This is a genomic window from Bacillus sp. ChL18, from assembly GCF_026241425.1.
GTDB lineage: Bacteria > Bacillota > Bacilli > Bacillales > Bacillaceae > Bacillus > Bacillus velezensis.
Genome location: NZ_JAPHWE010000001.1, coordinates 913887 through 938804, shown reverse-complemented (window position 1 = coordinate 938804; position 24918 = coordinate 913887). Strand labels below are relative to the sequence as shown.

Annotated in this window: 19 protein-coding genes, 1 pseudogene and 1 riboswitch; of the genes and pseudogenes, 6 read left to right on the top strand and 14 right to left on the bottom strand. The window is 46.4% G+C overall.

Annotation, left to right across the window (positions count from 1 at the left end; all coding sequences use genetic code 11):
• Positions 1-18: 18 nt before the first annotated feature.
• The 4 genes from OQ477_RS04975 to OQ477_RS04960 form a co-directional block, all read right to left on the bottom strand.
• Positions 19-1194: an MFS transporter gene (locus OQ477_RS04975; protein ID WP_044802248.1), complete on the bottom strand. Its 1176-nt coding sequence runs from the start codon at positions 1192-1194 to the stop codon at positions 19-21.
• Between the two features lie 143 nt (positions 1195-1337).
• Entirely contained in the window at positions 1338-1640 is a 303-nt protein-coding gene (locus OQ477_RS04970) for an ArsR/SmtB family transcription factor (RefSeq protein WP_003153841.1), read from the bottom strand.
• Positions 1641-1686: 46 nt separating this feature from the next.
• Positions 1687-3504 carry a threonine--tRNA ligase gene (thrS, locus tag OQ477_RS04965; RefSeq protein ID WP_416346511.1) on the bottom strand — a complete coding sequence of 606 codons (1818 nt, stop codon included), beginning with the start codon at positions 3502-3504 and terminating at the stop codon, positions 1687-1689.
• Between the two features lie 680 nt (positions 3505-4184).
• Complete coding sequence (locus tag OQ477_RS04960; RefSeq protein WP_265971603.1) at positions 4185-5048, bottom strand: LysR family transcriptional regulator; 864 nt, start codon at positions 5046-5048, stop codon at positions 4185-4187.
• Between the two features lie 118 nt (positions 5049-5166).
• On the opposite strand from OQ477_RS04960, the gene OQ477_RS04955 reads away from it, so the two are divergent.
• Positions 5167-6147 carry a zinc-binding dehydrogenase gene (locus OQ477_RS04955; protein WP_265971602.1) on the top strand — a complete coding sequence of 327 codons (981 nt, stop codon included), beginning with the start codon at positions 5167-5169 and terminating at the stop codon, positions 6145-6147.
• 331 nt (positions 6148-6478) lie between these two features.
• Here the strand turns inward: OQ477_RS04955 and gltD are convergent, their stop codons facing one another.
• Both gltD and gltB read right to left on the bottom strand, forming a co-directional pair.
• On the bottom strand, positions 6479-7960 hold the full coding sequence (gene gltD, locus OQ477_RS04950; RefSeq protein ID WP_003153838.1) for a glutamate synthase small subunit: 1482 nt from the start codon (positions 7958-7960) through the stop codon (positions 6479-6481).
• A 16-nt stretch (positions 7961-7976) separates the two neighbouring features.
• Entirely contained in the window at positions 7977-12536 is a 4560-nt protein-coding gene (gene gltB, locus OQ477_RS04945) for a glutamate synthase large subunit (RefSeq protein WP_265971601.1), read from the bottom strand.
• 145 nt (positions 12537-12681) lie between these two features.
• Between gltB and OQ477_RS04940 the strand changes: the two genes are divergently transcribed.
• Positions 12682-13584, top strand: coding sequence for a LysR family transcriptional regulator (locus OQ477_RS04940; protein WP_265971600.1), 903 nt, complete (start codon positions 12682-12684; stop codon positions 13582-13584).
• A gap of 60 nt (positions 13585-13644) precedes the next feature.
• On the opposite strand, the gene proB is transcribed toward OQ477_RS04940, so the two are convergent.
• The 4 genes from proB to OQ477_RS04920 form a co-directional block, all read right to left on the bottom strand.
• Complete coding sequence (gene proB / locus OQ477_RS04935; RefSeq protein ID WP_265971599.1) at positions 13645-14763, bottom strand: glutamate 5-kinase; 1119 nt, start codon at positions 14761-14763, stop codon at positions 13645-13647.
• Positions 14764-14787: 24 nt separating this feature from the next.
• Positions 14788-15636 carry a pyrroline-5-carboxylate reductase gene (gene proC / locus OQ477_RS04930; RefSeq protein ID WP_014418088.1) on the bottom strand — a complete coding sequence of 283 codons (849 nt, stop codon included), beginning with the start codon at positions 15634-15636 and terminating at the stop codon, positions 14788-14790.
• A gap of 185 nt (positions 15637-15821) precedes the next feature.
• The gene (rtp, locus tag OQ477_RS04925; protein ID WP_003153833.1) at positions 15822-16190 is read right to left on the bottom strand and encodes a replication termination protein; all 369 of its coding nucleotides are present in this window, start codon (positions 16188-16190) and stop codon (positions 15822-15824) included.
• Between the two features lie 286 nt (positions 16191-16476).
• Complete coding sequence (locus OQ477_RS04920) at positions 16477-17193, bottom strand: 3-ketoacyl-ACP reductase (RefSeq protein ID WP_007407344.1); 717 nt, start codon at positions 17191-17193, stop codon at positions 16477-16479.
• A 129-nt stretch (positions 17194-17322) separates the two neighbouring features.
• Between OQ477_RS04920 and OQ477_RS04915 the strand changes: the two genes are divergently transcribed.
• A complete protein-coding gene (locus OQ477_RS04915; protein ID WP_265971598.1) occupies positions 17323-17628 on the top strand; it encodes a DUF948 domain-containing protein in 306 nt (101 codons plus the stop codon).
• A gap of 65 nt (positions 17629-17693) precedes the next feature.
• On the top strand, positions 17694-18455 hold the full coding sequence (locus OQ477_RS04910) for a hypothetical protein (protein ID WP_265971597.1): 762 nt from the start codon (positions 17694-17696) through the stop codon (positions 18453-18455).
• A gap of 31 nt (positions 18456-18486) precedes the next feature.
• On the opposite strand, the pseudogene OQ477_RS04905 reads toward OQ477_RS04910, so the two are convergent.
• From OQ477_RS04905 to OQ477_RS04895, 3 genes and pseudogenes are all read right to left on the bottom strand, one after another.
• A pseudogene (locus OQ477_RS04905) lies at positions 18487-19180 on the bottom strand (MFS transporter).
• 47 nt (positions 19181-19227) lie between these two features.
• The gene (locus tag OQ477_RS04900) at positions 19228-20694 is read right to left on the bottom strand and encodes an FGGY-family carbohydrate kinase (RefSeq protein ID WP_265971596.1); all 1467 of its coding nucleotides are present in this window, start codon (positions 20692-20694) and stop codon (positions 19228-19230) included.
• 20 nt (positions 20695-20714) lie between these two features.
• Positions 20715-21704 carry a 2-hydroxyacid dehydrogenase gene (locus tag OQ477_RS04895; RefSeq protein WP_265971595.1) on the bottom strand — a complete coding sequence of 330 codons (990 nt, stop codon included), beginning with the start codon at positions 21702-21704 and terminating at the stop codon, positions 20715-20717.
• Between the two features lie 121 nt (positions 21705-21825).
• A riboswitch (SAM riboswitch) is annotated at positions 21826-21918 on the bottom strand.
• Between the two features lie 147 nt (positions 21919-22065).
• Here OQ477_RS04895 and OQ477_RS04890 point away from each other — a divergent pair.
• Together OQ477_RS04890 and OQ477_RS04885 are read left to right on the top strand one after the other, a co-directional pair.
• Positions 22066-24129 (top strand): molybdopterin oxidoreductase family protein, encoded by a 2064-nt coding sequence (locus OQ477_RS04890; protein WP_265971594.1) that lies wholly within the window; start codon positions 22066-22068, stop codon positions 24127-24129.
• A gap of 132 nt (positions 24130-24261) precedes the next feature.
• A complete protein-coding gene (locus OQ477_RS04885) occupies positions 24262-24489 on the top strand; it encodes a hypothetical protein (protein ID WP_045555079.1) in 228 nt (75 codons plus the stop codon).
• Between the two features lie 43 nt (positions 24490-24532).
• Here OQ477_RS04885 and OQ477_RS04880 read toward each other — a convergent pair whose 3' ends face one another.
• The gene (locus OQ477_RS04880) at positions 24533-24757 is read right to left on the bottom strand and encodes a hypothetical protein (protein WP_265971593.1); all 225 of its coding nucleotides are present in this window, start codon (positions 24755-24757) and stop codon (positions 24533-24535) included.
• Positions 24758-24918: the final 161 nt, after the last annotated feature.

The following is a 24918-nucleotide window of genomic DNA, read 5'->3' as shown; positions in this document are numbered from 1 at the left end:
GAGAAATGAGGCTTTTGTTTATTCTGCACTGTATTCAGTTGAGGTTTTTTCAGACGTTAATGACGCAAGCGAAAGCACGCCGCACATTGCGATGACAACACCCGCTGATCCGATCCATGTCACTGACGCAAGAGACAGATGAGTGACAACAATGCCCCCGATGCCCGCCCCGGCCGCCATAGCCAGCTGCATCACAGACTGGTTGAGGCCGAGTAATACACCCGATGATTCAGGCTCCATCGTTGCCAAATGATACTGCTGAGCAGGCCCAGATGACCAGGCGGCGAAGGACCAAAAAATAAGCACTGCCGCCGCTCCGAAAGCAGAATGCGTCACAAACGGCAATAACATGAGCATGATAGCATGAAGCGCCATTCCGCCGGTTAATGTCATACGCGCCCCCCATTTGTCTGCGCTGAAACCGCCTGCTTTAGAACCGGCAAGACTTGCAACACCGAAAATAAGCAGCAATGTACTCAGTATTCCGCTGCCGATATGAGTGACGTTCAGTAAATACGGAGAAAGGTACGTATACGCAACCGAATAGCCTCCGAGCCAAAAAAACGTAATGGCCAGCCCGACAGCCACCTTTCGTTTCTTCAAAAGAGAAAATTGCTGAATGAGCGGCACCGGTTTATCTCCTTTTATCTCAGGCAACGCGAAACGTATAATAAGCATAGCAATGATTCCAATTGCCGCAATTCCGGCGAAAACCACTTTCCAGCCGAAAGCTTCAGACACGGTTCTTCCGATCGGAACACCGATAATGAGCGCCGCCGTAAACCCCATAATGACGGTTGCGAGAGAACTTGCCTGTTTTCCCGGGGGAGCGATTTTTGCTGCGATCGTAAGCGCGGTGACCACCACGGTTCCTGCTCCAAGCGCCATGATCACCCGCGCTCCCGCAAATAAGCCGAATCCCTGCACAAGGAAAGAAATGATATTCCCGATAACAAACAGCCCCAGAGCATAGATCATGAGCTTCCTTCTGTCCAGTTTTGCTGTAAGGGCCATCATGACAGGCGTTCCGATTGCATAAACAAGCGAAAAAATCGTAATCAGCTGCCCTGCCGCTGCCACAGTAACTCCCAAGGAACCTGCAATTTTATCAAGCATCCCTGATATCACATATTCAGACGTCCCCACTAAAAAACTGATAATTGCCAAAATGTAAATCTTCCAGGTATTTTGCACCTGACACACTCCTTCATTGATGATTTATATAAAGATATATTGTGATATATCGATATAAAGAGTTAAAAAAACAGAAACAAATCGCAATATGTCGATGTGTAGTCGGAAAAAGAAACTGAATCCCTCTTCTAAAGGATTCAGCCCTACATTTCGCGCTGAAAATAATCGGCCATCGCCTTTATCGCATCTTCATCTCTTTTATAATAGGTGTATTTGCCAATCCGTTTTGTTTGGATAAGGCCCGCCCGCTGAAGGATGGAAAGATATTGAGACGCCGTTGACTGTGTCATCTGAAGCTTATCGGTGATCTGGCTGACACACACTCCGATCTCATTCATATCAATGCCATCATGCGGTGCGAAGTGACGGTCCGGCTCTTTCAGCCATTGTAAAATCTCAAGCCGTGACTCATTAGACAACGCTTTAAAAACATCAATAGGTTTCATACGCTTTATTATATCGTGATTTTACGATATGTCAATGTTGTTTTTATTAAATCTCTATTTTTTGTTTTGCCTCTCTTATGATCCGGGAAATAAAATCACTCACATTCTCTTCAAATGTGTCTTCCCGCCCGTATTGCCGTACATGTACAGATTGATGGCGGCACTCTTGATCCCCCACAACCGCAATATACGGTATTTTTTTCATTTGTGCTTCTCTGATTTTATAGCCGAGTTTTTCATCGCGCTGATCGAGCTCAGCCCGGATACCCGCTTTCTTCATTTGCAGGTGCACCTGTTCTGCGCAGTCCCGGTGTGCGGTGTTTGATACTGGGATGATTTTTGCCTGTACCGGTGCAAGCCATAAAGGGAACGCTCCCCCGAAATGTTCTGTAATGATTCCGAGAAATCTATCGAGAGATCCGAATACCGCCCGGTGAATGACAACAGGACGGACTTTTTGGTTTTTTTCATCAATATATGTTAAATCAAATTTCTCCGGCATTTGAAAATCCAGTTGGACAGTGGCGCATTGATGGCTCCGGTTCAGCGCATCTTTTATATGAATATCAATTTTCGGTCCATAAAATGCACCATCTCCCCGATTAAACCGAAAACGATATCCCTGTTCTTTTAATACTTTTTCTAATGCGCTCTCAGCCCTGTCCCACAAGTGTTCGCTTCCCATGTAATCTTCCGGTCTTGTTGACAGCTCAATATCATAGGAAAAACCAAATGCGGTGTACACCTCGTGAATCAGCTGCAGCGCCGAAGCGATCTCACTCTCGATCTGATCCTGCGTTACAAAAATGTGTGCGTCATCCTGGCAAAAAGATCTGACGCGGAGCAGGCCATTAAGCGCCCCGCTGAATTCGTGACGGTGCACCTGACCGAACTCAGCCATCCGAATCGGAAGATCACGATAAGAACGAAGCTTTTCTTTAAATATGAGCATGTGGCCGGGGCAGTTCATCGGCTTTAACGCGAAGCGCTGATGATCAGCTTCTGAGAAATACATATTCTCTTTATAATGATCCCAGTGGCCGGATTGCTCCCAAAGACGCTGGTTCATCATCATAGGGGTGCGCACTTCCTGATAATGATAGTCATCCTGCTTTGAACGCAGAAATGATTCAAGCGTGTTTCGGATAAACTGACCGTTCGGCAGATAAAAAGGCATACCCGGCGCTTCTTCCGAAAACATAAAAAGTTGTAACTCCGCTCCCAATTTCCGATGATTTCTCATCTCCGCCTCTTTCAACACCTGAAAATGTCTGTTCAGCTCCTTTTCTGAGGAAAATGCTTTTCCATAGATGCGCTGGAGCATTTTTTGGTTGCTGTCGCCGCGCCAATAAGACCCTGATACATGAGTGAGCGAAAAAGCTTTTATCTGTCCGGCAGACGCCAAGTGCGGACCCCGGCATAAATCAATGAATTCGCTCTGGCGGTATATACTGATTGTATCAGTCTGCGAAATACCCGCTAAGAGCTCAAGCTTCAGCGGTTCATGAGCAAACAGCTGCTCTGCCTCTTCTCTGGAGATTTCTTCTCTGATAATTTCCGGATTTTCCGAAATGATTCGGTTCATCTCTTTTTCAATGACGGCCAGGTCTTTTTCAGTAATTGTTTCATCCATATCAAAATCATAATAAAAGCCATTGTCAATAACGGGTCCGATCCCTAAACAAACCTTCGGATACAGACGTTTTACCGCTTGCGCCAATACGTGTGCTGCTGTGTGTCTCATCACTTCCAGTCCCGCTTCAGACTGAAAACTGCACAGTTCAATCGCCGCATCCTTATGAATGCTTCTTCTAAGGTCATATAACGATCCGTTTACCTTTCCGGTATTTTTTTTGTTTTCCATCAGGAAAAGTAATCACAATGTGTGGCTTCTTCACGGTCTGATCTCTCCTTTATTTTTAATAAAATAAAAAACACACTCATCCCAAAGCAAGGGACGAGTGTGTATCAGACCCGCGGTTCCACCCAAATTCCCGCCACTTCAAGTGACGGCTCATTTTTGCCGTAACGCGGCTATACGGTATCGGCTGCTTTCGTTCACCGATACAGCTCAAAAGGCGGTAAGCTCATTCTTCGTGCCGGGAAGGTCTCAGCCGCGCCCTCCCTCTCTGTATGGCCGGTTAAAATGTCTCATGTCCTTATCATTGCCATTTTTCTTATATAAACATAAAAACACACTCATCCCAAAAGAAGGGACGAGTGTGTGTCAGACCCGCGGTTCCACCCAAATTCCCGCCACTTCAAGTGACGGCTCATTTTTGCCGTAACGCGGCTATACGGTATCGGCTGCTTTCGTTCACCAATACAGCTCAAAAGGCGGTAAGCTCATTCTTCGTGCCGGGAAGGTCTCAGCCGTGCCTTCCCTCTCTGTATGGCCGGTTAAAATGTCTCATGTCCTTATCATTGCAGATACTTTATCTGAAAAACTTTCTTTTATTATACATAAATTTTCCGAAAAAGAAAGTTTTTTTAAGAAAAACCAGAACGAAAAAAATTGGCGTACACAGCTGTCCTGTTTTCTCATCATCCGTTCGGTAATGCTTTTAATCCATTCAGCAGTTCTTCAAACGCCGATGTCAAAAATAAATCACTCCGGTAGATGAATGATATATTCATACCCCGAAACTGTTCAGGAAGCTCATGAAGAAAAAGATTTTTCCTGTTTTGAAAATAACGGACGGCTGATGCAGGCAGAAAGGAAACCCCCATCCCCGCCTGCACCGCCCCAATAATGGCTTCCAACGTACCGAATTCAATGATTTTATGTGCGGGCACTGCCTCTTCTTTCAGTATGTTTTTTATTTTGCGGCGGTGCGAACAGCCCGCGGCAAAATACAGAATCGGATCTCGCAACAAGTCTTGCAAACTGCCTTTCCGCTTATTTGAGACCAAGACCAATTCTTCTTGAAATACAGCGACTTGCTCAAGATCTTCGTATTCGACCGGACCATAAACAAAAGCGCCGTCCAGCTCATAGTGTAAGACGTGCTGCACTAAGGTATGTGTATCACCGGTTGACAGAGACAGCTGTACTTTCGGGTAGCGGCTGCAATACTCCGTGAAAAATTGAGGGAGATGGACGGCTGCCGCCGTTTCAAGAGAACCGATTCGAAGCGGGCCGTTCGGATCGCCTGCCTCTTGCGCCGTTTTTTGCGCCTCATGCAGCAATTGAAGGATTCTGTCTGCGTCTTTCAATAAGTTTTCACCTGCGGGCGTCAGCGTCATCCCCCGATTTGTGCGGTAAAAAAGCTGTGTTTGCAATTGCCGTTCCAGCTGCTGAATCCGGTTTGTCACATTTGATTGAACATAATGCAGGCTTTCTGCCGCCTTTGAAATACTTCCTTTGCGGGCGACAGCCTGAAAAATCTTTAAGTCTCCACTTTCCATGTAAGGGCACCTTCTTGCTATGATTTTTATTGATAGCCGGCTATCAATTTTCATTTATTTACTGCAGCTGATACAGCCTGTAAAATCTTTCTCATCAATCATAAAGGAGAGAAGAATGATGAATGCCCTTATCATACACGAAAATGGCTTTGATTTCAGGCAGGCACCTGACAAAAGGCCGGGAAACGGCGAAGTAAAAATAAAGCTGAAAACAGCCGGATTAAACCATCGTGATTTGTTTTTAATGAAAAAACACGAAACCGGAAACCATGAATTTACTCTCGGTTCAGACGGCGCGGGGATCGTAACCGAAATAGGACACGGCGTCCGGTCTCATTTACTGCATGCAGAAGTCATCATCAACCCGGTGCTGAATTGGAAGACTGTTGAGGACGTACCAGCCGTCCCTGATATTTTAGGCGGTCCGAGCGACGGAACATTTTCACCTTATGTCATTGTTCCTGCGGAAAACGCCGTTTTAAAACCCGAACACCTGACTTGGGAGGAAGCGGGCGTGCTGCCGTTATCAGCATTAACCGCTTATCGCGCCTTATTTACAAAAGGACAATTAAAAAAAGGCGAACACCTCATCCTTCCGGGCATCGGAAGCGGCGTGGCAACATACGCCTTATTAATGGCAAAAGCTATCGGTGCGACAGTCAGCGTCACCTCCCGCAGTGAAAACAAAAAACAAACCGCACTGTCATACGGTGCAGACCGGGCGATTGACAGCTACGGTGACTGGAATGAGGCGCTGAATGGCGAAAAAGCAGATATCATACTTGACGGTGTAGGCCCCGCCTTGTTTCAACACTATCTTGACATTATTAAACCGAATGGCCGGATCGTAACATTTGGCGCCAGTTCAGGCGATCAGCTCGGATTTCCTATTCGCTCGCTATTTTTTCCGCAGATTCATATTCTCGGTACATCAATGGGAAGCAATGAGGAATTCGCGGATATGCTGGAATTGATAAACCGCTGCGGCATCCGTCCCATTATCGACCGCATGTACCCTCTCAGTGAAGCAGCTGCCGCTTTTAACAGAATGCGGGAAGGACGGCAGTTCGGCAATATCGGCTTTCGTATAGATGTCTAAAAAAGGAGGAGCGGACCCGTCCGTTTCCTTATTTGTTTATAAGCGTTTCCGCTTGAAATTCAATATGTTTTTCTTCATCAATTAAAATCTGCCCGCAAATCGACTGCAGACACACAGAGCCCGTCACGTTTTTGAAGGCGTCTTAATAAACGGCTCAAGGCTTGCAAATCGTCTCAGTTTGCGGAAGAAAACAATCTCTCCACTCTGTAAAACAAAAATCCATATGTTATCTCCACGTTACCCTTATATGACCAATAAAGGAAGAAGGAGGTTTCATTTCAATACGAAAAACCGGCTGATCCCAGCCGGTTTTATAAATAAACCCCTTTATTTACGGTAAAACAGTGCTCCCCATTAAATAACTGTCGACTTCGCGCGCTGCTTCCCGGCCTTCATTAATCGCCCATACAATCAGGCTTTGGCCCCTTCTCGCATCCCCTGCGGCGAAAACACCGTCAACATTCGTTTTATAATCCCCATATGCCGCCTGAATTTTATGATTTGCCGAATCGACACCGAACTGTTTCAATAATGGCTGTTCTGTCCCTTCAAAACCGATGGCGATGAACACCAGCTGAGCAGGCCATACTTTTTCTGTACCGGGCAGTTCATGAAATTCATACTTTCCGAATTCGTTTCTGACTTTTTCCATTTGAATGGTGTGAATCTCTTGTAAGCGGCCCTGCTTATCGGCCACCATTTTTGTTGTCTGAATTGAATATTCTCTCGGGTCTTTGCCGAACTTTGCCTGCGCTTCTTCATAGGCGTATTCAAGGGTAAAGACGTGCGGCTGTTCAGGCCACATATTGTCGTTCGTGCGCGTCTGAGGAAGTTTAGGATGTTTCCCGAACTGATGCACGCTGCGCGCTTTTTGACGCAGCGCGGTTGCCACGCAATCAGCTCCTGTGTCTCCTCCGCCGATTACGATGACGTCTTTCCCTTTAGCGTCTATAAATTGTTTGTCTTTGAAGTTGGAATCTAAATAGCTTTTCGTCGCCAGTGTTAAATAGTCCATCGCATAATGGACGCCTTTTGCTTCCCGGCCTTCAATCAGCAGATTGCGCTGCTTTTGGGCGCCTGTGCACAAAATGACGGCATCAAATTGTTCTTTCAGCTCATCTGCTGTTATGTCAACGCCGATTTCGGTATTTGTCACAAAATCTATACCTTCCTGCGTCAAAAGCTTTATACGGCGTTCGACGACATTTTTCTCAAGCTTCATGCTCGGAATGCCGTACATCAGCAGGCCGCCGGCTCTGTCGGCACGTTCATAGACTGTTACGGAATGACCGGCTTGATTCAGCTGATCAGCGCTTGCCAAACCTGCCGGGCCTGAACCGACGACAGCGACTTTTTTACCTGTGCGTTTCGCTGGAATTCTCGGCTGAATCCATCCGTTTTCAAACCCTTTATCAATGATCGTCCGCTCGATGTTTTTAATTGAAACAGCCGGATCTGAAATGGCCAGCGTACAAGACCCTTCACAAGGAGCGGGACAGACCCGCCCTGTGAATTCAGGAAAGTTATTCGTTTTCAGAAGACGCTCCAAGGCTTCTTTCCAGCGCCCCCGATAGACGAGGTCATTCCACTCCGGTATCAGATTATAAATCGGGCAGCCGGACGTAAAACCGTTGATATCAGCGCCGATTTGGCAAAACGGTGTGCCGCAATCCATACACCGCGCCCCCTGCCGCTTTGACGCTTCATCTGAAAATGGAGCCGAATACTCTTTCCAATCCTTTAAGCGAGTGAGAGGGTCCCGCTCAGCCGGTTTTTCTCGTTTTTCTTCCATGAATCCAGTTGGTTTCCCCATGTTCCTCTCCCCTTTCTTACTGTACTACCGCTTGTTTTTGATCTTTGGCAGGCGTTTGGAGGACCTTTGTATTGGCTTCAAAAGCATACATAATTGCGTCTTCTTCTGATAAACCCGCCGCTTTTTGTTCTTCGATGCTGAGGAGCATTTGTTTATAGTTTTTCGGAATGACTTTGATAAAGGTTTCTGCGGCTTTTTCCCAATTGTCCAGGAGAGCTGCGGCTTTTTTGCTGTTTGTCAGCGCCGCATGCCGTTTGACCATTTCTTGCACTTCTTTGATCTCCGCCTCATCCGTCAGCTTTTCAAATAAAATCATTTCCATGTTGCATTTGCGTTTAAATGCTTTAGCATCATCACTCAGGACGTATGCGATACCGCCTGACATTCCCGCCCCGAAGTTTTTGCCGACTTCGCCGAGGACGACAACCCGGCCTCCTGTCATATATTCACAGCCGTGGTCTCCGATACCTTCTACAACGACATTGACTCCGCTGTTACGGACTGCAAAACGTTCACCGGCGCGCCCATTAATGTACGCTTCCCCGCTTGTTGCTCCGTAAAATGCGACGTTCCCGATAATAACGTTATCGTGAGTTTCACAATTGAAGTCATCAGGCGCTTTCACGATGATTTTTCCGCCTGAAAGCCCTTTGCCTACGTAGTCATTTGAATCCCCGTTCAAATGAAGCGTCATCCCCTTAGGAACAAATGCTCCGAAACTCTGTCCGGCTGATCCGGTAAAATGAAGTCTGATCGTATCATCCGGCAGGCCTTCCGCTCCGTAGCGTTTAGAAATTTCACTTCCCGTCACGGTTCCGGCTACGCGATTTGTATTATTGATCTTGATTTCAGCTTCCGCTTCCTGACCGGCTTCAATTGCAGCCTGCACCGCCGGAAGAATTACCGTCATATCAAGCGACTCGTCGATTTTATGGTTTTGCGCCGTACGGAAAGTGCGTACGCCTTCAGGCTGGTACAGCAGTGTGGATAAATCAAGCTGGCCCGCTTTCCAATGCGCTTTCGCACGTTCACTGACATGAAGAACGTCTGTCCGTCCGATCATTTCATCAAGCGTCTTAAAGCCTAACTGCGCCATATATTCACGCACTTCTTCTGCGACAAACAGCATGTAATTTACGATATGGTCAGGGTCGCCCATGAATTTTTTGCGGAGCTCCGGGTTTTGCGTCGCGACACCTACAGGACATGTATCTAAATGGCAGGCGCGCATCATGACGCAGCCGAGAACGACAAGCGGCGCTGTAGCAAAGCCGAATTCCTCCGCACCGAGCAAGGCGGCCATTACGACATCTCGGCCTGTCATCAGCTTACCGTCCGTTTCCAATACCACGCGATCCCGTAAACCGTTCAGCATCAGCGTTTGGTGAGCTTCTGCAAGACCAAGCTCCCACGGAAGACCCGTATGTTTAATACTTGTTTTCGGCGACGCGCCCGTTCCGCCATCGTAGCCGCTGATGACGATGACATCTGCAGTGCCTTTTGCCACACCGGCCGCAATCGTGCCGACACCGGCTTTTGACACGAGCTTGACGCTGATTCGCGCGCTTCGATTTGCATTTTTCAAATCATGAATCAGCTGCGCCAAGTCTTCAATGGAATAAATATCATGGTGAGGAGGCGGTGAGATCAGCCCTACACCTGGTGTAGAACCGCGGACATCCGCGACCCAAGGATATACTTTGTTGCCCGGAAGCTGACCGCCTTCTCCCGGCTTCGCCCCTTGCGCCATTTTGATCTGCAATTCATCCGCATTGACGAGATAATGGCTCTTTACGCCGAAACGGCCGGAAGCGATCTGTTTAATCGCACTTCTTCTGTCGTCGCCATTTTCATCCGGAACGAAACGTTTCGGGTCCTCGCCGCCTTCTCCGCTGTTGCTTTTTCCGCCAAGCCTGTTCATCGCTATCGCTAAAGCCTCATGGGCTTCCTTGCTTAATGAACCGAATGACATCGCTCCTGTTTTAAAACGTTTCACGATGGACGCAGCTGATTCAACTTCCTCTAATTTTAAAGGCTTGCGGTCTTCTTTGAAGGCGAACAGATTGCGTAAAAATCCGATTCGTTCTTCATCCGCTGCATGAGAATACTGCTTAAACAGGCTGTAATCATTCTTGCGGCACGCCCATTGCAGGGTATGGATGGTTTTCGGATTGAAAGCGTGGTGCTCTCCCCCGTTTCGCCATTGGAAATCACTACCCGGCTCAAGAGTTTGGCTGTAATCATCCTTGTACGCCGCTTGATGGCGCTGTTTCGCTTCTTGCGCAATCGTTTCGATATCGATTCCGCCAAGCTGAGATGCAGTACCGGTAAAGTATTTGGCGATAACGTCTTCACCGATGCCGACCGCTTCAAAAATTTGGGCGCCTCTGTAACTTTGCACAGTTGAAATCCCCATTTTTGACATCACTTTCACGACGCCTTCTGTTACGCTCTTTCCGTATTTGCTGACAGCTTCTTCATACGGAATATCAAGCCGGCCTTCATCGATTTCCTGCTTATACGTAGCGTAAGTCAAATACGGATTGACAGCATCGGCACCATACCCGATGAGAGCCGCAAAGTGATGAACTTCACGCGCTTCCCCGGATTCAACGATAATGCTTGCTTTTGTTCGCAGGCCTTGGCGGATCAAATGCTGATGCAGCGCACTGACGGCCAAGAGCGGCGGAATCGGCGTCAATTCCTTACTCATTGCCCTGTCAGATAAAATTAACAGAGATACGCCTTCCTTGATCGCTTTTTCCGCCTGCTGAAACAAATCCTTCAGGCCTTTTTCTAGGTCATCGGAAAACAGCGCGCGGATGTTCTGGCTCTTAATGTCAGGGTGCACAAGTGTTTTCAGCGCATAAAACTGTTCGTTTGATAATACAGGAGTATACAGTTTAATGCGGCGGGCATTTCTTTCACTCGGATGCAGCAGATCGCCTTCAGCTCCGAGCCATGTCACCGTGGAGGTCACAAGCTGCTCGCGGATCGCGTCAATCGGCGGGTTTGTAACTTGCGCAAACAGCTGTTTAAAGTAATGAAACAGTGATTGGGCGCGATCGGATAAAACGGCGAGCGGCGAATCATTTCCCATAGAGCCGAGCGGGTCCTTGCCTTCTTTAATAACAGGAATTAAATACTTCTGGATATCTTCATACGTATAGCCAAACGCTTTTTGACGGACGAGAAGATCATCGAATTGTTCCTCTTCCCGGATTTCCGGGTCAGGATTCACTTGAACCAATTCTTCTTCAAGCCATTTTTGATACGGGAATTCATTGGCGATTTCTGTTTTTACTTCTTCATCTGAAATAATCCGGCCTTCCTCTAAGTCAATGAGCAGCATTTTTCCGGGCTCCAGACGTTTTTTATGAAGAATGTTCTCCTGCTCTACTTCAATAACGCCGACCTCAGATGAGAAAATAATATGCTCATCTTTTGTCACATAATAACGTGCCGGACGCAGGCCGTTACGGTCAAGGATGGCGCCGATTTGTTTTCCGTCCGTAAACGAAATGGCGGTCGGCCCGTCCCACGGCTCCATTAAAGAGCTGTGATATTCATAAAAAGCCCGTTTCGCTTTAGACATGTGTGTGTTTTCCGTCCATGGTTCCGGAATCAGCATCATTGCCGTATGTGCCGGTTTCCGCCCCGCCATCACGAAAAATTCAAACGCATTATCAAGAATGGATGAGTCACTGCCCTCAGCATTTAAAATCGGCAGCACTTTGTGAAGATCGTCTCCGAAGCTCTCTGAAACGAACTGCTGCTCCCTCGCTCTCATCCAATTGATGTTGCCCCGGAGCGTATTGATTTCTCCGTTATGAATCAGATAGCGGTTCGGATGGGCACGTTCCCAAGTAGGAAAGGTATTTGTGCTGAATCTTGAATGCACGAGTGAAAATGCAGATACGAAGGTTTCATCCTGCAAATCCAAATAAAAAGCGTCAACCTGCTCAGGCGTTAACAACCCTTTATAAACAATAGTCTGGCTTGACAAGCTTGCGAAGTAAAAATCAAGCTGTTCTTGAACGCCCCAATTTTCCGCCTGCTTCCGGATGACATACAGTTTGCGTTCAAAAGCAAGGCTGTCTTTCAAATCGTTTGCGGCGCCGATGAATACTTGACGCACATACGGGCAAGTGCTTTGCGCCACTGTTCCGATTTTTCCGACATTTACAGGGACGGTTCTCCAGCCGAGAACGATCTGTCCTTCCTGCTCAATGAATGCATTCACCTGTTTTTCGATCTTTTTTCTTTCCTCTTCATTTTGCGAGAAAAAGACCATTCCTACCCCGTAACGGCCTTTTTCCGGCAGTCTCATTTCTCCGCACTCTTTCTTAAAAAAAGCATCAGGGATCTGAACCATCAGGCCGGCGCCGTCACCCGTATTCGGATCACTGCCCTGTCCTCCTCTGTGATCCAGCTGGCAAAGCATCTTCAGTCCTTTTTTGACAATGTCATGTGAAGGTTTCCCTTTTAAATGGGCATACAAGCCGATTCCGCATGCATCGTGCTCAAATTCCGGACGGTAGAGACCTTGTGCTTTCGGCATTTGATTGTAAGTCATAATTCCTCTCCCCCGATCAGTTTCCGTTAATTATCGGTCATAAAATCTGACAACTTTAAATTAATTGTAAGTTTTCAAAACAATATAAACAATATATAATTTAGATCAAATACATCTCAAAATGAGATAGATAGGTGTGAACGCAATGGAATTACGCCAGCTTCGGTATTTTATGGAGGTAGCAGAACGGGAACATGTGTCAGAAGCGGCTGATCATCTGCATGTCGCACAATCCGCCATCAGCAGGCAGATTGCAAATCTTGAAGAAGAGCTGAAAGTCACTTTATTTGAACGGGAAGGCAGAAATATTAAATTAACGCCGATCGGCAAACAATTTTTAGAACATGTTAAAACGGCGATGAAAGCAATTGATTACGCGAAAGAACAAATTGATGAATATCTTGATCCGAATCGCGGAACCGTCAAAATAGGATTTCCGACGAGCCTTGCAAGCCAGCTTTTGCCGACGGTGATTTCGGCATTTAAAGAGGAATACCCGAACGTTGAGTTTTTGCTCCGCCAGGGGTCTTATAAGTTTTTAATCGAAGCGGTAAGAAACAGGGATATAGATGCGGCGCTGCTCGGCCCCGTCCCGACGGAATTCCCCGACATAACAGGCAATATCTTATTCACGGAAAAGATTTACGCGCTTGTTCCATTGCACCATCCGCTTGCCAAACAGAAAAATATTCATTTAATTGATCTTCGCAGCGACCAATTTGTTTTATTTCCTGAAGGGTTTATTCTCCGTAACATGGCGATTGACGCTTGCAGACAGGCCGGCTTTGCGCCGCTTGTATCGACGGAAGGCGAGGATTTAGATGCCATTAAAGGATTAGTCTCCGCGGGGATGGGAGTTACTTTATTACCTGAAAGCACCTTTGCAGAAACCACACCCCGGTTCACGGTCAAAATTCCGATTGAATTTCCTCAAGTGAAGCGTACCGTAGGCATTATTAAACCAAAAGGAAGGGAACTGGCTCCGTCTGCAAATGATTTCTATCATTTTGTCATTCAATTTTTCTCCAAACTTGAACAATATCAATAAAAAACAAACCCGAGCTTCAAAACGAAGCCTCGGGCTTTTTCATATTTTTATAGATCTTTCTCAGCCGATCGGGATGGATAGTTCAACGTGGCAGACAAACGCTTCCGGATCAATGACTGATTGATCGGTCTGTTTATGCGGCGTTTCTTTAAAAGTCTTCAGCTGGGATGAGGAATAGTTGACGATGCCGAGTCCGAGCTCTTCTCCCTGCTGATCAAGCAGCCTGACAACCGCTCCGCTGCTGAATCTGCCCTTAATCTGCTCGATGTCCTGCGGTGACAGCTCCATATTTCCGTTCGCGACATCGCGGCTGCTTTCTTTTTCCATCACAATTTCGCCTTCGGGGCCGGAATTAAATGCAAGCCATTGTTCTTTGTGGTTTAACGGCAGGGTTCCTTCCGCTTCAAAATAAGTTCCTTCAGCCGCCTCATCTACCGCTTGAAGCAGAATGTCCGGAATGTTGGCCTGCCCGAGAAAGCCTTTAATACCGGAGGCCATCACAATTTTAAAAGCATCCAGTTTCGAACGCATTCCGCCGGTTCCCATTTCACTCCCGGCATCTCCCGCGCTTGCTTCTATTTCCGGAGTGATGTCACTTACATGTCTGATTCTTTTCGCTTTCGGGTTGCTGCGCGGATTATCATCATATAAACCGTCAATGTCTGATAAAATCACAAGCATGTCGGCATCAATTAAACCTGCCACCTTCGCTGCGAGTGTATCATTATCTCCGAATTTCAGCCGATTGACTGTGACCGTGTCATTTTCATTAATAATCGGAATAATGCCCCGTTCCAAAAGGACGTTCATCGTATTGCGCACATTATGGTAGCGGTATTCATCGGAAAAGTCGCTTCTTGTAATTAAAATTTGTGATGCGACATAACCGTGCGCTAAAAACAGCTTTGAATAAGCCTCCATTAATAATCCCTGCCCGATGGAAGCGGAAGCCTGTTTTTCAGGGAGGCTTTCCGGTTTCTGAATAAATCCGAGCTTCCGATAACCTGCCGCCACTGCGCCGGAAGATACTAAAATCACTTCATAGCCGCTGTCTTTCAGCTGTGCGATTTGATCCACCAATGCTTCCAGCTTTCTTCTGCTGATTTCCCCGTGCAGGCTCGTCAGTGAGCTGCTGCCGATTTTCACCGCGACTCTTTTGATCTTCGTCCGAGACGTCACTGTATCACTCCTGTTTTTTAACGATTATAGTGCTGCCGTTTTTTCAATTGTTTTGCTGATCTCAATAGAACGTTCGGTCGCGTGTTTAATGGCTTTGGCAATGGCTTCTCCGCCGCCTTCTGACCTGAGCGCATCGAGGCCGGCTTCCGTCGTGCCGTTTGGAGAGGTGATGTTTTCCCGGAGCACATCCGGTTTTTCACCCGTTTCCATCAGCATTTTAGCGGCGCCCAATAACGTTTGCGCGCCGATTTTGCGGGACAGCCGTTTGTCTAAGCCGGCTTCTTCACCTGCTTTTTCAATAAACTCCATTAAATAATAAAAGTACGCCGGTCCGCTGCCTGCGATGCCGGTGAAAATGTCCATCTGATCTTCTTTGATCACGTACACTTCCCCGAGGCATTCCAAAAGGGATACCGCGGTTTTTGCTGAACCGTAAGAGACATGGTCTCCGAAAGCCGCAGCTGTTGCCGATTCGCCGATCATGCTGGATGTGTTCGGCATCACTCTTACAACAGGCTGACGATCATGTAATGATTGTTGTATAAATGAGGTTGTTATGCCTGCCAGAACAGACAGGATAATTTGATGAGGTTGAATACGCCGTTTCAGCGTAGCCAGAGCGATTTCGGCATCCTTCGGCTTCATGGCTAAAATAAAGACATCAATATCTTCGGTTTTCATGCTGTCAAAAGCAATGCCCTGAATTCCATATTGATGTTCCAATTCAGCAAGTCGCTCTGTATTGCGGCGGTTTGTCACGCAGATGTTTTGGTTGGGAATTTTTTTTGCGCGGACCATGCCTGATATCATTCCTTCAGCCATTGATCCTGCTCCGATAAAAGCAACTTTCTTTTGATCTAAGATCGGTAACATCTCCCTTGTTCGTATTTTGTTCGTATTTTTCACACGTTTTTTATGTTACCACTTCAAGAGTCGATGTCAAGTTTGAAGGTTCTATTGATATGTATTGTTCCGAGCCTGCTATTATGTATAATGAATCACAGAACATACCTTACAAACCTTTTGAGGCCGGGAGGCCGGGTGCGTTCCGGCCGGATTTAAAAATTATCTGAAATGGCTTTTTCAATCAGCTTTTTGCAGCGGTCAAGCTCTGTCTTCAGCTGTTTTTTGTAAAGCTTCGCAGCTTCATAGTCTTTAAATTGATAGAGAACGACTTCCTGGAGTTTGGCTCCCTCTTTTTTCACTTTTACTTGCTTTAAAATCCCGTCATCCAAAAGTTCGTGAAGCGAACGGTACACCTCGGTATGGTTCGGCTTAAAACCGATGGGTTTAAATTCCGAACGCAGCACCTCGAGAAGCTTCAGTCCGTAAAGCCGTTCCTGCTCTGTCATTGTAATCATGTAAAGCTTTAAAAAAGCTCTTTGTTTCACTAAAAAACCGGTTGAACTTCTTTTTTCTTCTTTCATTATGTGCACACCCTTCCTTCTAACAAATTATTCCATGCACTAAATATTCTCTTTATATTCCGTTTTCCCTTTTATCGTTCGGACAGTTTGGTTTGTATAGATTTGTTTTTTGGGAGGCGGGGAAAAATAATTTTAATGAACATTTGGTACATAGTTTATTTAGTTTAATTATAGCTGATATCGGTTTCTTTTTCACTCTTTTTTCTGTAAAAACGGATTTTTATGCCTATTTATTCGGGTTTGCGGAAACAAAAAAGACCCGTCGTGAAGACAGGTCCCCTCTTGTTTAAGGATTCGTTGACCACAAACCGGCAGTTTTGATGAAAATGCGCGGATGTAATTTCAATTGAGCAACCATATATTCTGCAAGATCCTCAGGCTGCATGACTTTTTCCGGATTGCCGTCTGTCAGATTTAATTCAATAGACATGTCGCTGGCAACCGTGCTCGGAGTCATTGCGCTGACACGGATGTTGTGTTTTCTGACTTCCTGCATGAGAGATTCAGTCAGACCGAGAACGGCAAATTTAGAAGCGCTGTACGCACTTGTCGCCGCGGCGCCTCTTTGGCCCGCCGTAGAAGAAATATTAATGATATCTCCTGATTTTCTCTCAATCATTTCAGGAAGAACGGCGCGTGTCACGTGGTATACACCCATTACATTAACTTGAATGATGTCTTCCCACTCTTCAGGCGTAAGATCCAAAAATCCGCCGAATTTGCTGATTCCGGCATTGTTAATCAAGATGTCAATCTCACCGAGTTCTTCTTTAATAGAGGAGACGGCTTGTTCAACCTCTTTTTGGTTTTTTACATCGGCAGCAGCGAATGATGCCTTTACACCAAGGGCTTTCACTTCTTCCGCAACCTTTTCGACATTTGCTTCTGTGCGCCCGATTAAACCGATATTGACTCCTTCTTTGGCTAAAGCGATAGCGGCGGCGCGGCCGATTCCTCTGCCCGCACCCGTGATAAGAGCCGTTTTGTTTTGTAAGCTTTCCACGTCTTTCACCCTTTCTGAATGTCCTTATGTACGATTTCACATTATAAGCAGAAAAAAAACAATTAGCAAATAAAATGATTCAACACGATCCGTAAAGGGTATCAACTGAAAAAAAGGAGTGAAAAGCAGATGATCATCATTTTGTATATCAGTGCTGCCATTGCGGCTGCCGCATTAATTTATGCAGCCGTATCCGCGGTACGTTTTAAAAGAAACACAGCGCCTGATATAAAGAAGATTAACGCCGCGACAGCGTCCATGCAGACGTCCGTTGATGAAATCAAAACAGAAACCGTTCTGTTATCGCAAAAGCAAAAAGAACTGCAGGAAGATTTTCTCACTAAAAAAACAGCCGTGCAAACGACGGCGGCTGAAGTTAAAGGAACGCCTCACGTCCTGAAGATGCTCTGGAACGCCGGTAAAAGTGATGTATGAGCCTGCATGTCATCCGACGTTTTTGATGACACTAAGAGAAACTGGCGGATTCAAGGAGGCATAACATGATTTGCGATCGTGAGCGGCTTGCGCATTTTTTGCAGCAGCTTAAAGCACTATCATATTCGGGAGGGTTTACAAAATCGGATTTGCTGACTCCGGCTTTCCATTTAGCCAAGGACGGAGATCTGGATTTGTATTATTCACCTCATAATGAATATATTAACCCTTATGCAGTCGTTGCCATTTCCGGAATCACACCCGGTTTTTTTCAAATGCAGCTGGCTTACAAAAAAGCGGCACAGCTTTTAAAAGATGGCGAAACGCTTGAAACGATAGCGTATGAAACAAAAAAAGCGGCCGGACTTTCCGGTTCAATGAGACAGAACATCATCGAAATGCTTAATGAATGCGGTCTGCCGGCCGCGCTTCACGTTGAGGATTCATCCCGGTTATTTGATTCAAAACGAGAGCTTCTTCATACAACGTCCGTTATCAAACACCCTGTTTTTTATAAACAGAGAAACTATACGGGACATCGGCCGGCAATCAGCAGGTCAGCTCTTCTCAGCCGTTACGCGCTGAAATATTTTCCGGATGAAATAGAAATGATGGAAAAGGATATCCTGCTTATCCCTCTCGGCAAAGCAGCAGAATCAGCCTGCCGCATGCTGAAGAAGAACGGCAGAATGGGTCATGCGTTCATTCTGGAAGGCTTCCCGCATCCGTCCGGAGCAAACGGACATCGTTTCAAACAATTTCACGAAAACAAACAATCGTTACGTGAACAAATTCAGCGCTTTGCCGGGTTTCTTCAGCAGCTGTAAAAAAACGCCCCGAATTTTCGGGGCGCTGCTGTTAAGAAGCGTATTCAGGCAATGCTTTATTGTGTTTTGCCGTTTTCTCTTCAGGCATTTTGATTTGATTTGTCAAGATTGCACTTACGAAATAGAGCGCTGCGAAAATCCATACAACGCCTTGTGCGCCGACAAGCCCGATGAACGCCCAGGCAAGCGCGGGGCCGACAAATGCCGACAGGCCCGCAGCCAGATTTAACACAGACATGGCAGCACCTTTATCGCTGCCGGCCGCCGTCGGCACGATAGCCCCGATCGGAACGAACCCGGCGAGGAGCCCTCCCCATATAAAACCGACAATGCTGACGAAAAGCAAGTTCCCATGTGATACAACAGGAGCATAATATAATAAAAGAGTAAAAATGCCGCAGCCTACTCCTCCGAACCACATGACAGTCTTTTTCCAGCCGAAGGCATCACCGACTGCGCCGAAGATTAAGTTAAAGACGATATTTCCGAGAAAGATCGTTCCCCAAATTTGAAGCCATACATTTGTAGAAATGCCGTGCTGCGCCATATGCATCGGAAGAAATACCGTAAACCGTAAACAGGGATGCTGATTGCTGTACCGTCAAGCCGTTTTCAACTAAAAACGGGCTGAGCCAGCCTTGTTCAAGGCCGTCCCCCATCATAAACAGCACGACCCCTAAAAATCCCCAGGCGAGCTGTTTCGGAATCCCTATCTTATTAAGCATTTTTGTTCCTCCTCAGCAATCTTTCATGTTGTCATCTCATCCCCAAGTCAGGCTTTCACCGCCGGCTGAAAATGAGTAAATAATTTTTGCGTATATTTCCATTCTTCATATAGGAAGAGATCCGTCTGATCCGCTTCCGGCTCAATTACCTTTGTGCGGCTCGAAAGCTCTGCTTTCACACCGAGAGCTTCGTTGCAAATCATCGCCGCTCCCATTGCGGATGCCTGGCTGAACCCCTCTCTCTTATAGATTTTCTTTTGGAGAAGGTTAGCAAGAAACTGCGTCAAAGCATCACTTTGGAAACCGCCGCCGCACACCTTCACATAATCTTGTGAAAAGGAAGCCACCTCTGTTAACGCCTCATAGTTCCATTTGATTGAAAAAGCGATTTCCAGCAGTGCGGCTTTGACAAAATGGGCTCTGCTTAAGTTTTGGGACAGCGGGGCGTCAAAAATAAATCCGCCTTTTGCCAGTGCGTTTTTCTCTGGCGATAAATAGGAGCCTAACGCAGAAATACAAGCATGATCATGTTTCGGCAGACTTGCGATTTCCCGTTCCATGACGCCGTAGGATTCATTCGGATAAAAAATGGATTTTAATTTTTGATAATTGAGTCCTGTTACACCCGGATTCGTTTCAAGGAGCCATTGACCTTCTTCTGTATGGCAATTCAGCCATGCATTCTTTAAACTTTCGGTTCCGGTCTCAGCTGTTATCTTTATAATCGGCGTCGTCGTGCCGGATACGATGACGATATCTCCCGGCTTTGCATCTGCACTTTTGATGGCAAGCTGTGTGTCTCCCCCGCCTGCAATCACAGGCACTCTTTCAGAAAGACCGAGAACCGCCGTTTTCTTAAACGTTAACATTCCGACAACCGTCCCAGATCGGACGAGTGAAGGAAGAATGGCAGAAGGCACACCGAAGATGTTGCATAATGTCTCTGACCACGCCTTTTTCCTTACGTCAAACAGCAGTGTTTCAGCAGCCTGTGACGGTTCATAGCTTAAAATACCGCTCAGCTCAAATGTCACCCAGTCACTGATGCTTGTGATGTACTTCACTTCTTTCCATAAAGACGGCTGTCTAGCTTTTAATCCGACAAGTTTCATGGCGGAAAATAAAGCGCTCGGAAGACGTCCGGTTTGCTGATGCACTTCTTCTTTTGCCTCAATCCCGTCTTCCCATTCACGCCCTCTGTTATCAATGTTGGGCAGACCGAGAAATGCCTTTTTATCTTTATTGATCAGAACAATTCCCTGCCTCTGGCTTGTTGAGGTGATTCCGATTAATGTAATATGAGGGCTTTTGCCAATAACCTTCCTTGCCATAGCGCTGATTTGCTTCCATAACTCTTCCGGTGAGAAATATCGTCCGTCCGGATAAAGCGGATCCGTCACATATTCAATGTCTTCCCTTTCAAGCGCGGTCACATCGCCGCCGGCAGTCACGACCGCGACTCGCGCATTCCCCGTCCCGATGTCAAATACAAGGTAGCCTTTTTGTTCATCCATTACAGCCTCCTCCTTCCGGTTCAAGTTCTCTTTTGTTTATAAAGTTCACGTATTGAGCAGGTTTGATCTTGTTTCCATTTGAAAAGCGCTTCATTTAAAATCTTCACATGATGATCTTCCACTTCAAATGTTGCGCCAGCTAAATGGGGAGTCGCTAACACATTCGGCAAAGAGATCAATTCATAATCAGAAGATTCAGGCGGTTCGTGATAAAACACGTCAAGGATCGCTCCCTTAATCCGCCGTTCTTTCAGCACCCGCAGCAACTCTTCCCTGTCTGTAACCGCCGCTCTTGACGTATTGACAAAAACAGCTTCCTGTTTCATCAATTGAAAGTGCCGGGCGCCGATAAGGCCGATGGTTTCTTCTGTGCGCGGCAAGTGAACGGAAACAATATCACTTTCAGAAAATACCCGTTCAATCGTCGTTTTTTCATACTCCCGGTTTTCATGACGGACAAATGGGTCATAGTAAAGCACCTTGCAGTCAAAAGCGGCCAATAGCCGGGCGATTCTCTGTCCGACAGCTCCGAAACCGATAAGGCCGACTGTTTTCCCCGTCAGCTCATTTCCTCTGAATTTGACGTAAGCCTGCAAATAATCACCATTCCACTTCCCGTCCTTCAACCACTGATGGGAAGAATACGTATGACGCAAAAATGAAATCACATTTCCTATAAACATTTCAGCAACAGCCTGGGCATTACGGGCCGGTGTAAAGAAAACGGGGATTTTTCTTTTAGTCGCCGCCGCAATATTCACATTAGACGGCGTTCCTCTGCAGACACCGATAAAAGCGGAATCGGGCAATATGTCAATAACACGCTCAGACACCTCATCAAGTTCAGTAATAAGCCCCGACGCGTTTGTCTCTTGAATCATTCGGATTAATTCATCTTCCCGATAGGCCCGGCCGTGCTTCTTCCACGGCCGGTGCACAGTCCGGCCGAACAGCTCAGTCAGCTCCTTCAGCCCCTCGTCGTGATATGGCGCGGTAATTAAAACCGTCATGGTGCAAAACATCCTTTTCACATAAATTTTTTCATAAAAAAATCTCTTTCCCCAAAGAAGGAAAGAGATTCATATACCGTCTTTATGCGCTTGAAGCGCACAAATATGTATAGATCATTCTTTCCTATCTTTCAAGCATACGCTTGCTGGAATTGGCACAATAAATGTTGCCGAGGTTTCATAGGGCCAGTCCCTCCACCTCTCTGGATAGAAAATAAAATGATGAAATTGTCAGGCTGTTTAAAAGAATAAACTCATCATAGAAAAGTCTTTCCGTGATGTCAACACTTTTTTTCTGAATTGACGTTCGATTTTGAAATGTTATAATACTTACAATATAAACAAAGAGGAGAAATGGGCTATGAATTCTGCTGCAACACAGCCGAACGGGGTCTTTAAGTCGGTGTGCTCACTAGACTGTCCCGATCAATGCGGCTTGCTTGTGACAAAAAAAGACGGAAAAATCGTTAACATTCAGGGAGACCCCGATCACCCGGTCACATCAGGGAATATTTGCAACAAAGTCAGACACATGGCTGAGCGTATTTATGATGAGAAGCGCGTAACCGTTCCGTTAAAAAGGATCGGTAAAAAAGGTGAAGCCGCGTTTGCGCCTATTTCCTGGGAGGAAGCAATCAATACGATCAGTTCGCGCTGGAAAGAGCTTATTGCCGAAGAAGGAGCGGAAAGCATTCTTCCGTACAGCTTTTACGGCAATATGGGAAAACTGGCGGCAGAGGGAATGGACCGCCGTTTTTTCCATCGTCTCGGAGCGAGTCATCTCGAACGGACGATCTGCAGCAAAGCCGGTTCTGAAGGCTATAACTATACAATGGGTGAAGGAGCGGGTACTGATCCGGAGGAGACCATACATGCTAAGCTCTTTATTTTTTGGGGGATCAATGCCGTCAGCACGAATATGCACCAAGTCATGATTGCCCAAAAAGCCCGGAAAAAAGGGGCTAAAATTGTCGTTATCGATGTACATAAGAACCAAACCGGCCGGCTTGCCGATTGGTTTATTCCGATTCGGCCCGGCACAGATGCCGCACTCGCCCTCGGTATCATGCATGTCTTATTCGACGAAAACCTTCACGATGAAGCATTTCTCACAGAATACACCGAAGGCAGTGACGAATTAAAAGCGCATGTTCAACACTATGATCCGGAAACAGTTTCTGCTATTACAGGCGTTAAAGCCGACGATATCAGACGCCTTGCGAGAATGTACGGAGAAACCTCCCCTTCCCTTATCAGGATCGGAAACGGCATTCAGCACCATGACAATGGCGGAATGATCGTCCGCACCGTCGCCTGCCTCCCGGCTGTTACAGGACAGTGGCTCAACACCGGAGGAGGCGCAATCAAGCACAACAGCGCGGTATTAAACTATAACAGACAAGCGCTCCAGCGGCCTGATCTGCTTTACGGCAGGAAGCCGCGATCATTTAATATGAACAGGCTCGGAAGCGTTCTTTTAGAAACAAAACCGCCCGTGCGCTCCCTGTTTATTTACGGTACGAATCCCGCAGTGGTTGCGCCAGAAGCGAATAAAGTCAGAAAAGGCCTGCTGCGGGAGGATTTATTTACAGTCGTTCACGATCTGTTTTTAACGGAAACTTCCAAATATGCGGATATCGTGCTCCCTGCTGCATCCGCTTTTGAAAACACGGATTTTTACACGTCTTACTGGCATCATTTTATTCAGCTGCAAAAACCGGTGATCGAACCTTACGGGGACAGCAAATCGAATACGGAAGTGTTCCGTTTGCTTGCCGGAGCAATGGGATTTACTGAGCAGGAGCTTCAGGATTCCGATGAAGAATTGATCAGACAGGCGCTGGACTTTCCCGACAATCCGTATATCGAGGATATTGATTACGAAGCGCTCTCACGCCATTCCTTCATGAAAGCCAAACGGAAAAAACCGCTTTTTCCGGGAAAGCTCAAGACACCGAGCGGAAGAATTGAATTATATTCGGAAAAGATGAAACAGGACGGGTATCCCGCGCTGCCGACACATATCCCTCTTGAGAGCGATGACGATTTTCCGCTTTTATTTGTCCCGGGACCGAATCATAATTTTTTAAATTCGACATTTTCGAATAATGAAAAACACGTAAAACTGGAAAAAGCGCCAAAGCTTTTTATTCATACAGAGGATGCTGTACGCCGGAACATCGAAGACGGGGAAACCGTTAGAGTTTGGAATCACCGCGGCGAGTGTGAATTAACAGCTTCGGTCGGCGAACAGGTGCTTCCCGGCGTTGCAGTCAGCCAAGGTCTTTGGGCCGATATGGATGATAAAAAACAGCTCGTCAATTCGCTCACGCCCGATCGGCTGGCGGATATGGGCGGAGGCGCTGTTTTCTTCTCCGGAAAGGTGCAGGTGGAAAAGCTCAGCAATCAAAACCGTCCGCAATAAACGCCCGGCGGTTTTGCTGAAGGCTGAATCCTTCGGCCGGCTTCACCATATAAAAAATATAACGTTTATTGGAGGTTTGGATATATTACCGGCATCGGAATCGCTTTAGCCGGATATTTCATCGGAGACGGATTGAAAAACTTTAAATCACCTGATCCTCATGAACACACTGACCACATTCTCATTAAAGAAAAAGATCTGCACTTCTATATTGGTTATTATTTAGGAGTTACGAAGGAAGAAGCAAAACAAATCGTGCCCGACACCTCTGACATTCCGCATATCACGAGAAACGGAAAGCGGTATGTGCAGAAGAATACATTAAGAGAATGGCTGACTTCCATGCTGGAAAAAGAATAACAGCTGCCATGAAAAGCGGGAAGAGTTTTTCTCTTCCCGTTCATTAAGATTTGCCGCCCTGCCTCTCTTCAATCCCAAACATACGAAGGATATCGTTCTTACTTAACGAAACATCCCCTTCTTTTGATTTCAAATAAAACCCTTTCATATATAACCGTATGACTTCCTCATATGTAAGCTCATGACGAAGGAGCGCCATTAAACGCCCGTCTTTTTCATCTTGTTTATTGAACCATTCATACTGTTCTGACCAGTTCACTTTCTGCATGCCAAACACCTTCCCACTTTAGATTAACGCCCTTTTCGCATTTATTATACTTATTTCCCCTTCTGTAAACACTCCGACTGCCTGTACCCGTCCCTATTAGTCACCATGTTGACTTATTTCCCTTTCTGATGTATATTGTAACTGTCAACATGGTGACAATT

What these genes read in the sequence shown, in the direction of transcription:
- OQ477_RS04970 (WP_003153841.1), bottom strand. Translation starts at nt 1,640, where the DNA reads ATGAAACCTATTGATGTTTTTAAAGCGTTGTCTAATGAGTCACGGCTT.
- thrS (WP_416346511.1), bottom strand. Translation starts at nt 3,504, where the DNA reads ATGGAAAACAAAAAAAATACCGGAAAGGTAAACGGATCGTTATATGAC.
- OQ477_RS04960 (WP_265971603.1), bottom strand. Translation starts at nt 5,048, where the DNA reads ATGGAAAGTGGAGACTTAAAGATTTTTCAGGCTGTCGCCCGCAAAGGA.
- OQ477_RS04955 (WP_265971602.1), top strand. Translation starts at nt 5,167, where the DNA reads ATGAATGCCCTTATCATACACGAAAATGGCTTTGATTTCAGGCAGGCA.
- gltD (WP_003153838.1), bottom strand. Translation starts at nt 7,960, where the DNA reads ATGGGGAAACCAACTGGATTCATGGAAGAAAAACGAGAAAAACCGGCT.
- gltB (WP_265971601.1), bottom strand. Translation starts at nt 12,536, where the DNA reads ATGACTTACAATCAAATGCCGAAAGCACAAGGTCTCTACCGTCCGGAA.
- OQ477_RS04940 (WP_265971600.1), top strand. Translation starts at nt 12,682, where the DNA reads ATGGAATTACGCCAGCTTCGGTATTTTATGGAGGTAGCAGAACGGGAA.
- proC (WP_014418088.1), bottom strand. Translation starts at nt 15,636, where the DNA reads ATGTTACCGATCTTAGATCAAAAGAAAGTTGCTTTTATCGGAGCAGGA.
- rtp (WP_003153833.1), bottom strand. Translation starts at nt 16,190, where the DNA reads ATGAAAGAAGAAAAAAGAAGTTCAACCGGTTTTTTAGTGAAACAAAGA.
- OQ477_RS04915 (WP_265971598.1), top strand. Translation starts at nt 17,323, where the DNA reads ATGATCATCATTTTGTATATCAGTGCTGCCATTGCGGCTGCCGCATTA.
- OQ477_RS04910 (WP_265971597.1), top strand. Translation starts at nt 17,694, where the DNA reads ATGATTTGCGATCGTGAGCGGCTTGCGCATTTTTTGCAGCAGCTTAAA.
- OQ477_RS04900 (WP_265971596.1), bottom strand. Translation starts at nt 20,694, where the DNA reads ATGGATGAACAAAAAGGCTACCTTGTATTTGACATCGGGACGGGGAAT.
- OQ477_RS04895 (WP_265971595.1), bottom strand. Translation starts at nt 21,704, where the DNA reads ATGACGGTTTTAATTACCGCGCCATATCACGACGAGGGGCTGAAGGAG.
- OQ477_RS04890 (WP_265971594.1), top strand. Translation starts at nt 22,066, where the DNA reads ATGAATTCTGCTGCAACACAGCCGAACGGGGTCTTTAAGTCGGTGTGC.
- OQ477_RS04880 (WP_265971593.1), bottom strand. Translation starts at nt 24,757, where the DNA reads ATGCAGAAAGTGAACTGGTCAGAACAGTATGAATGGTTCAATAAACAA.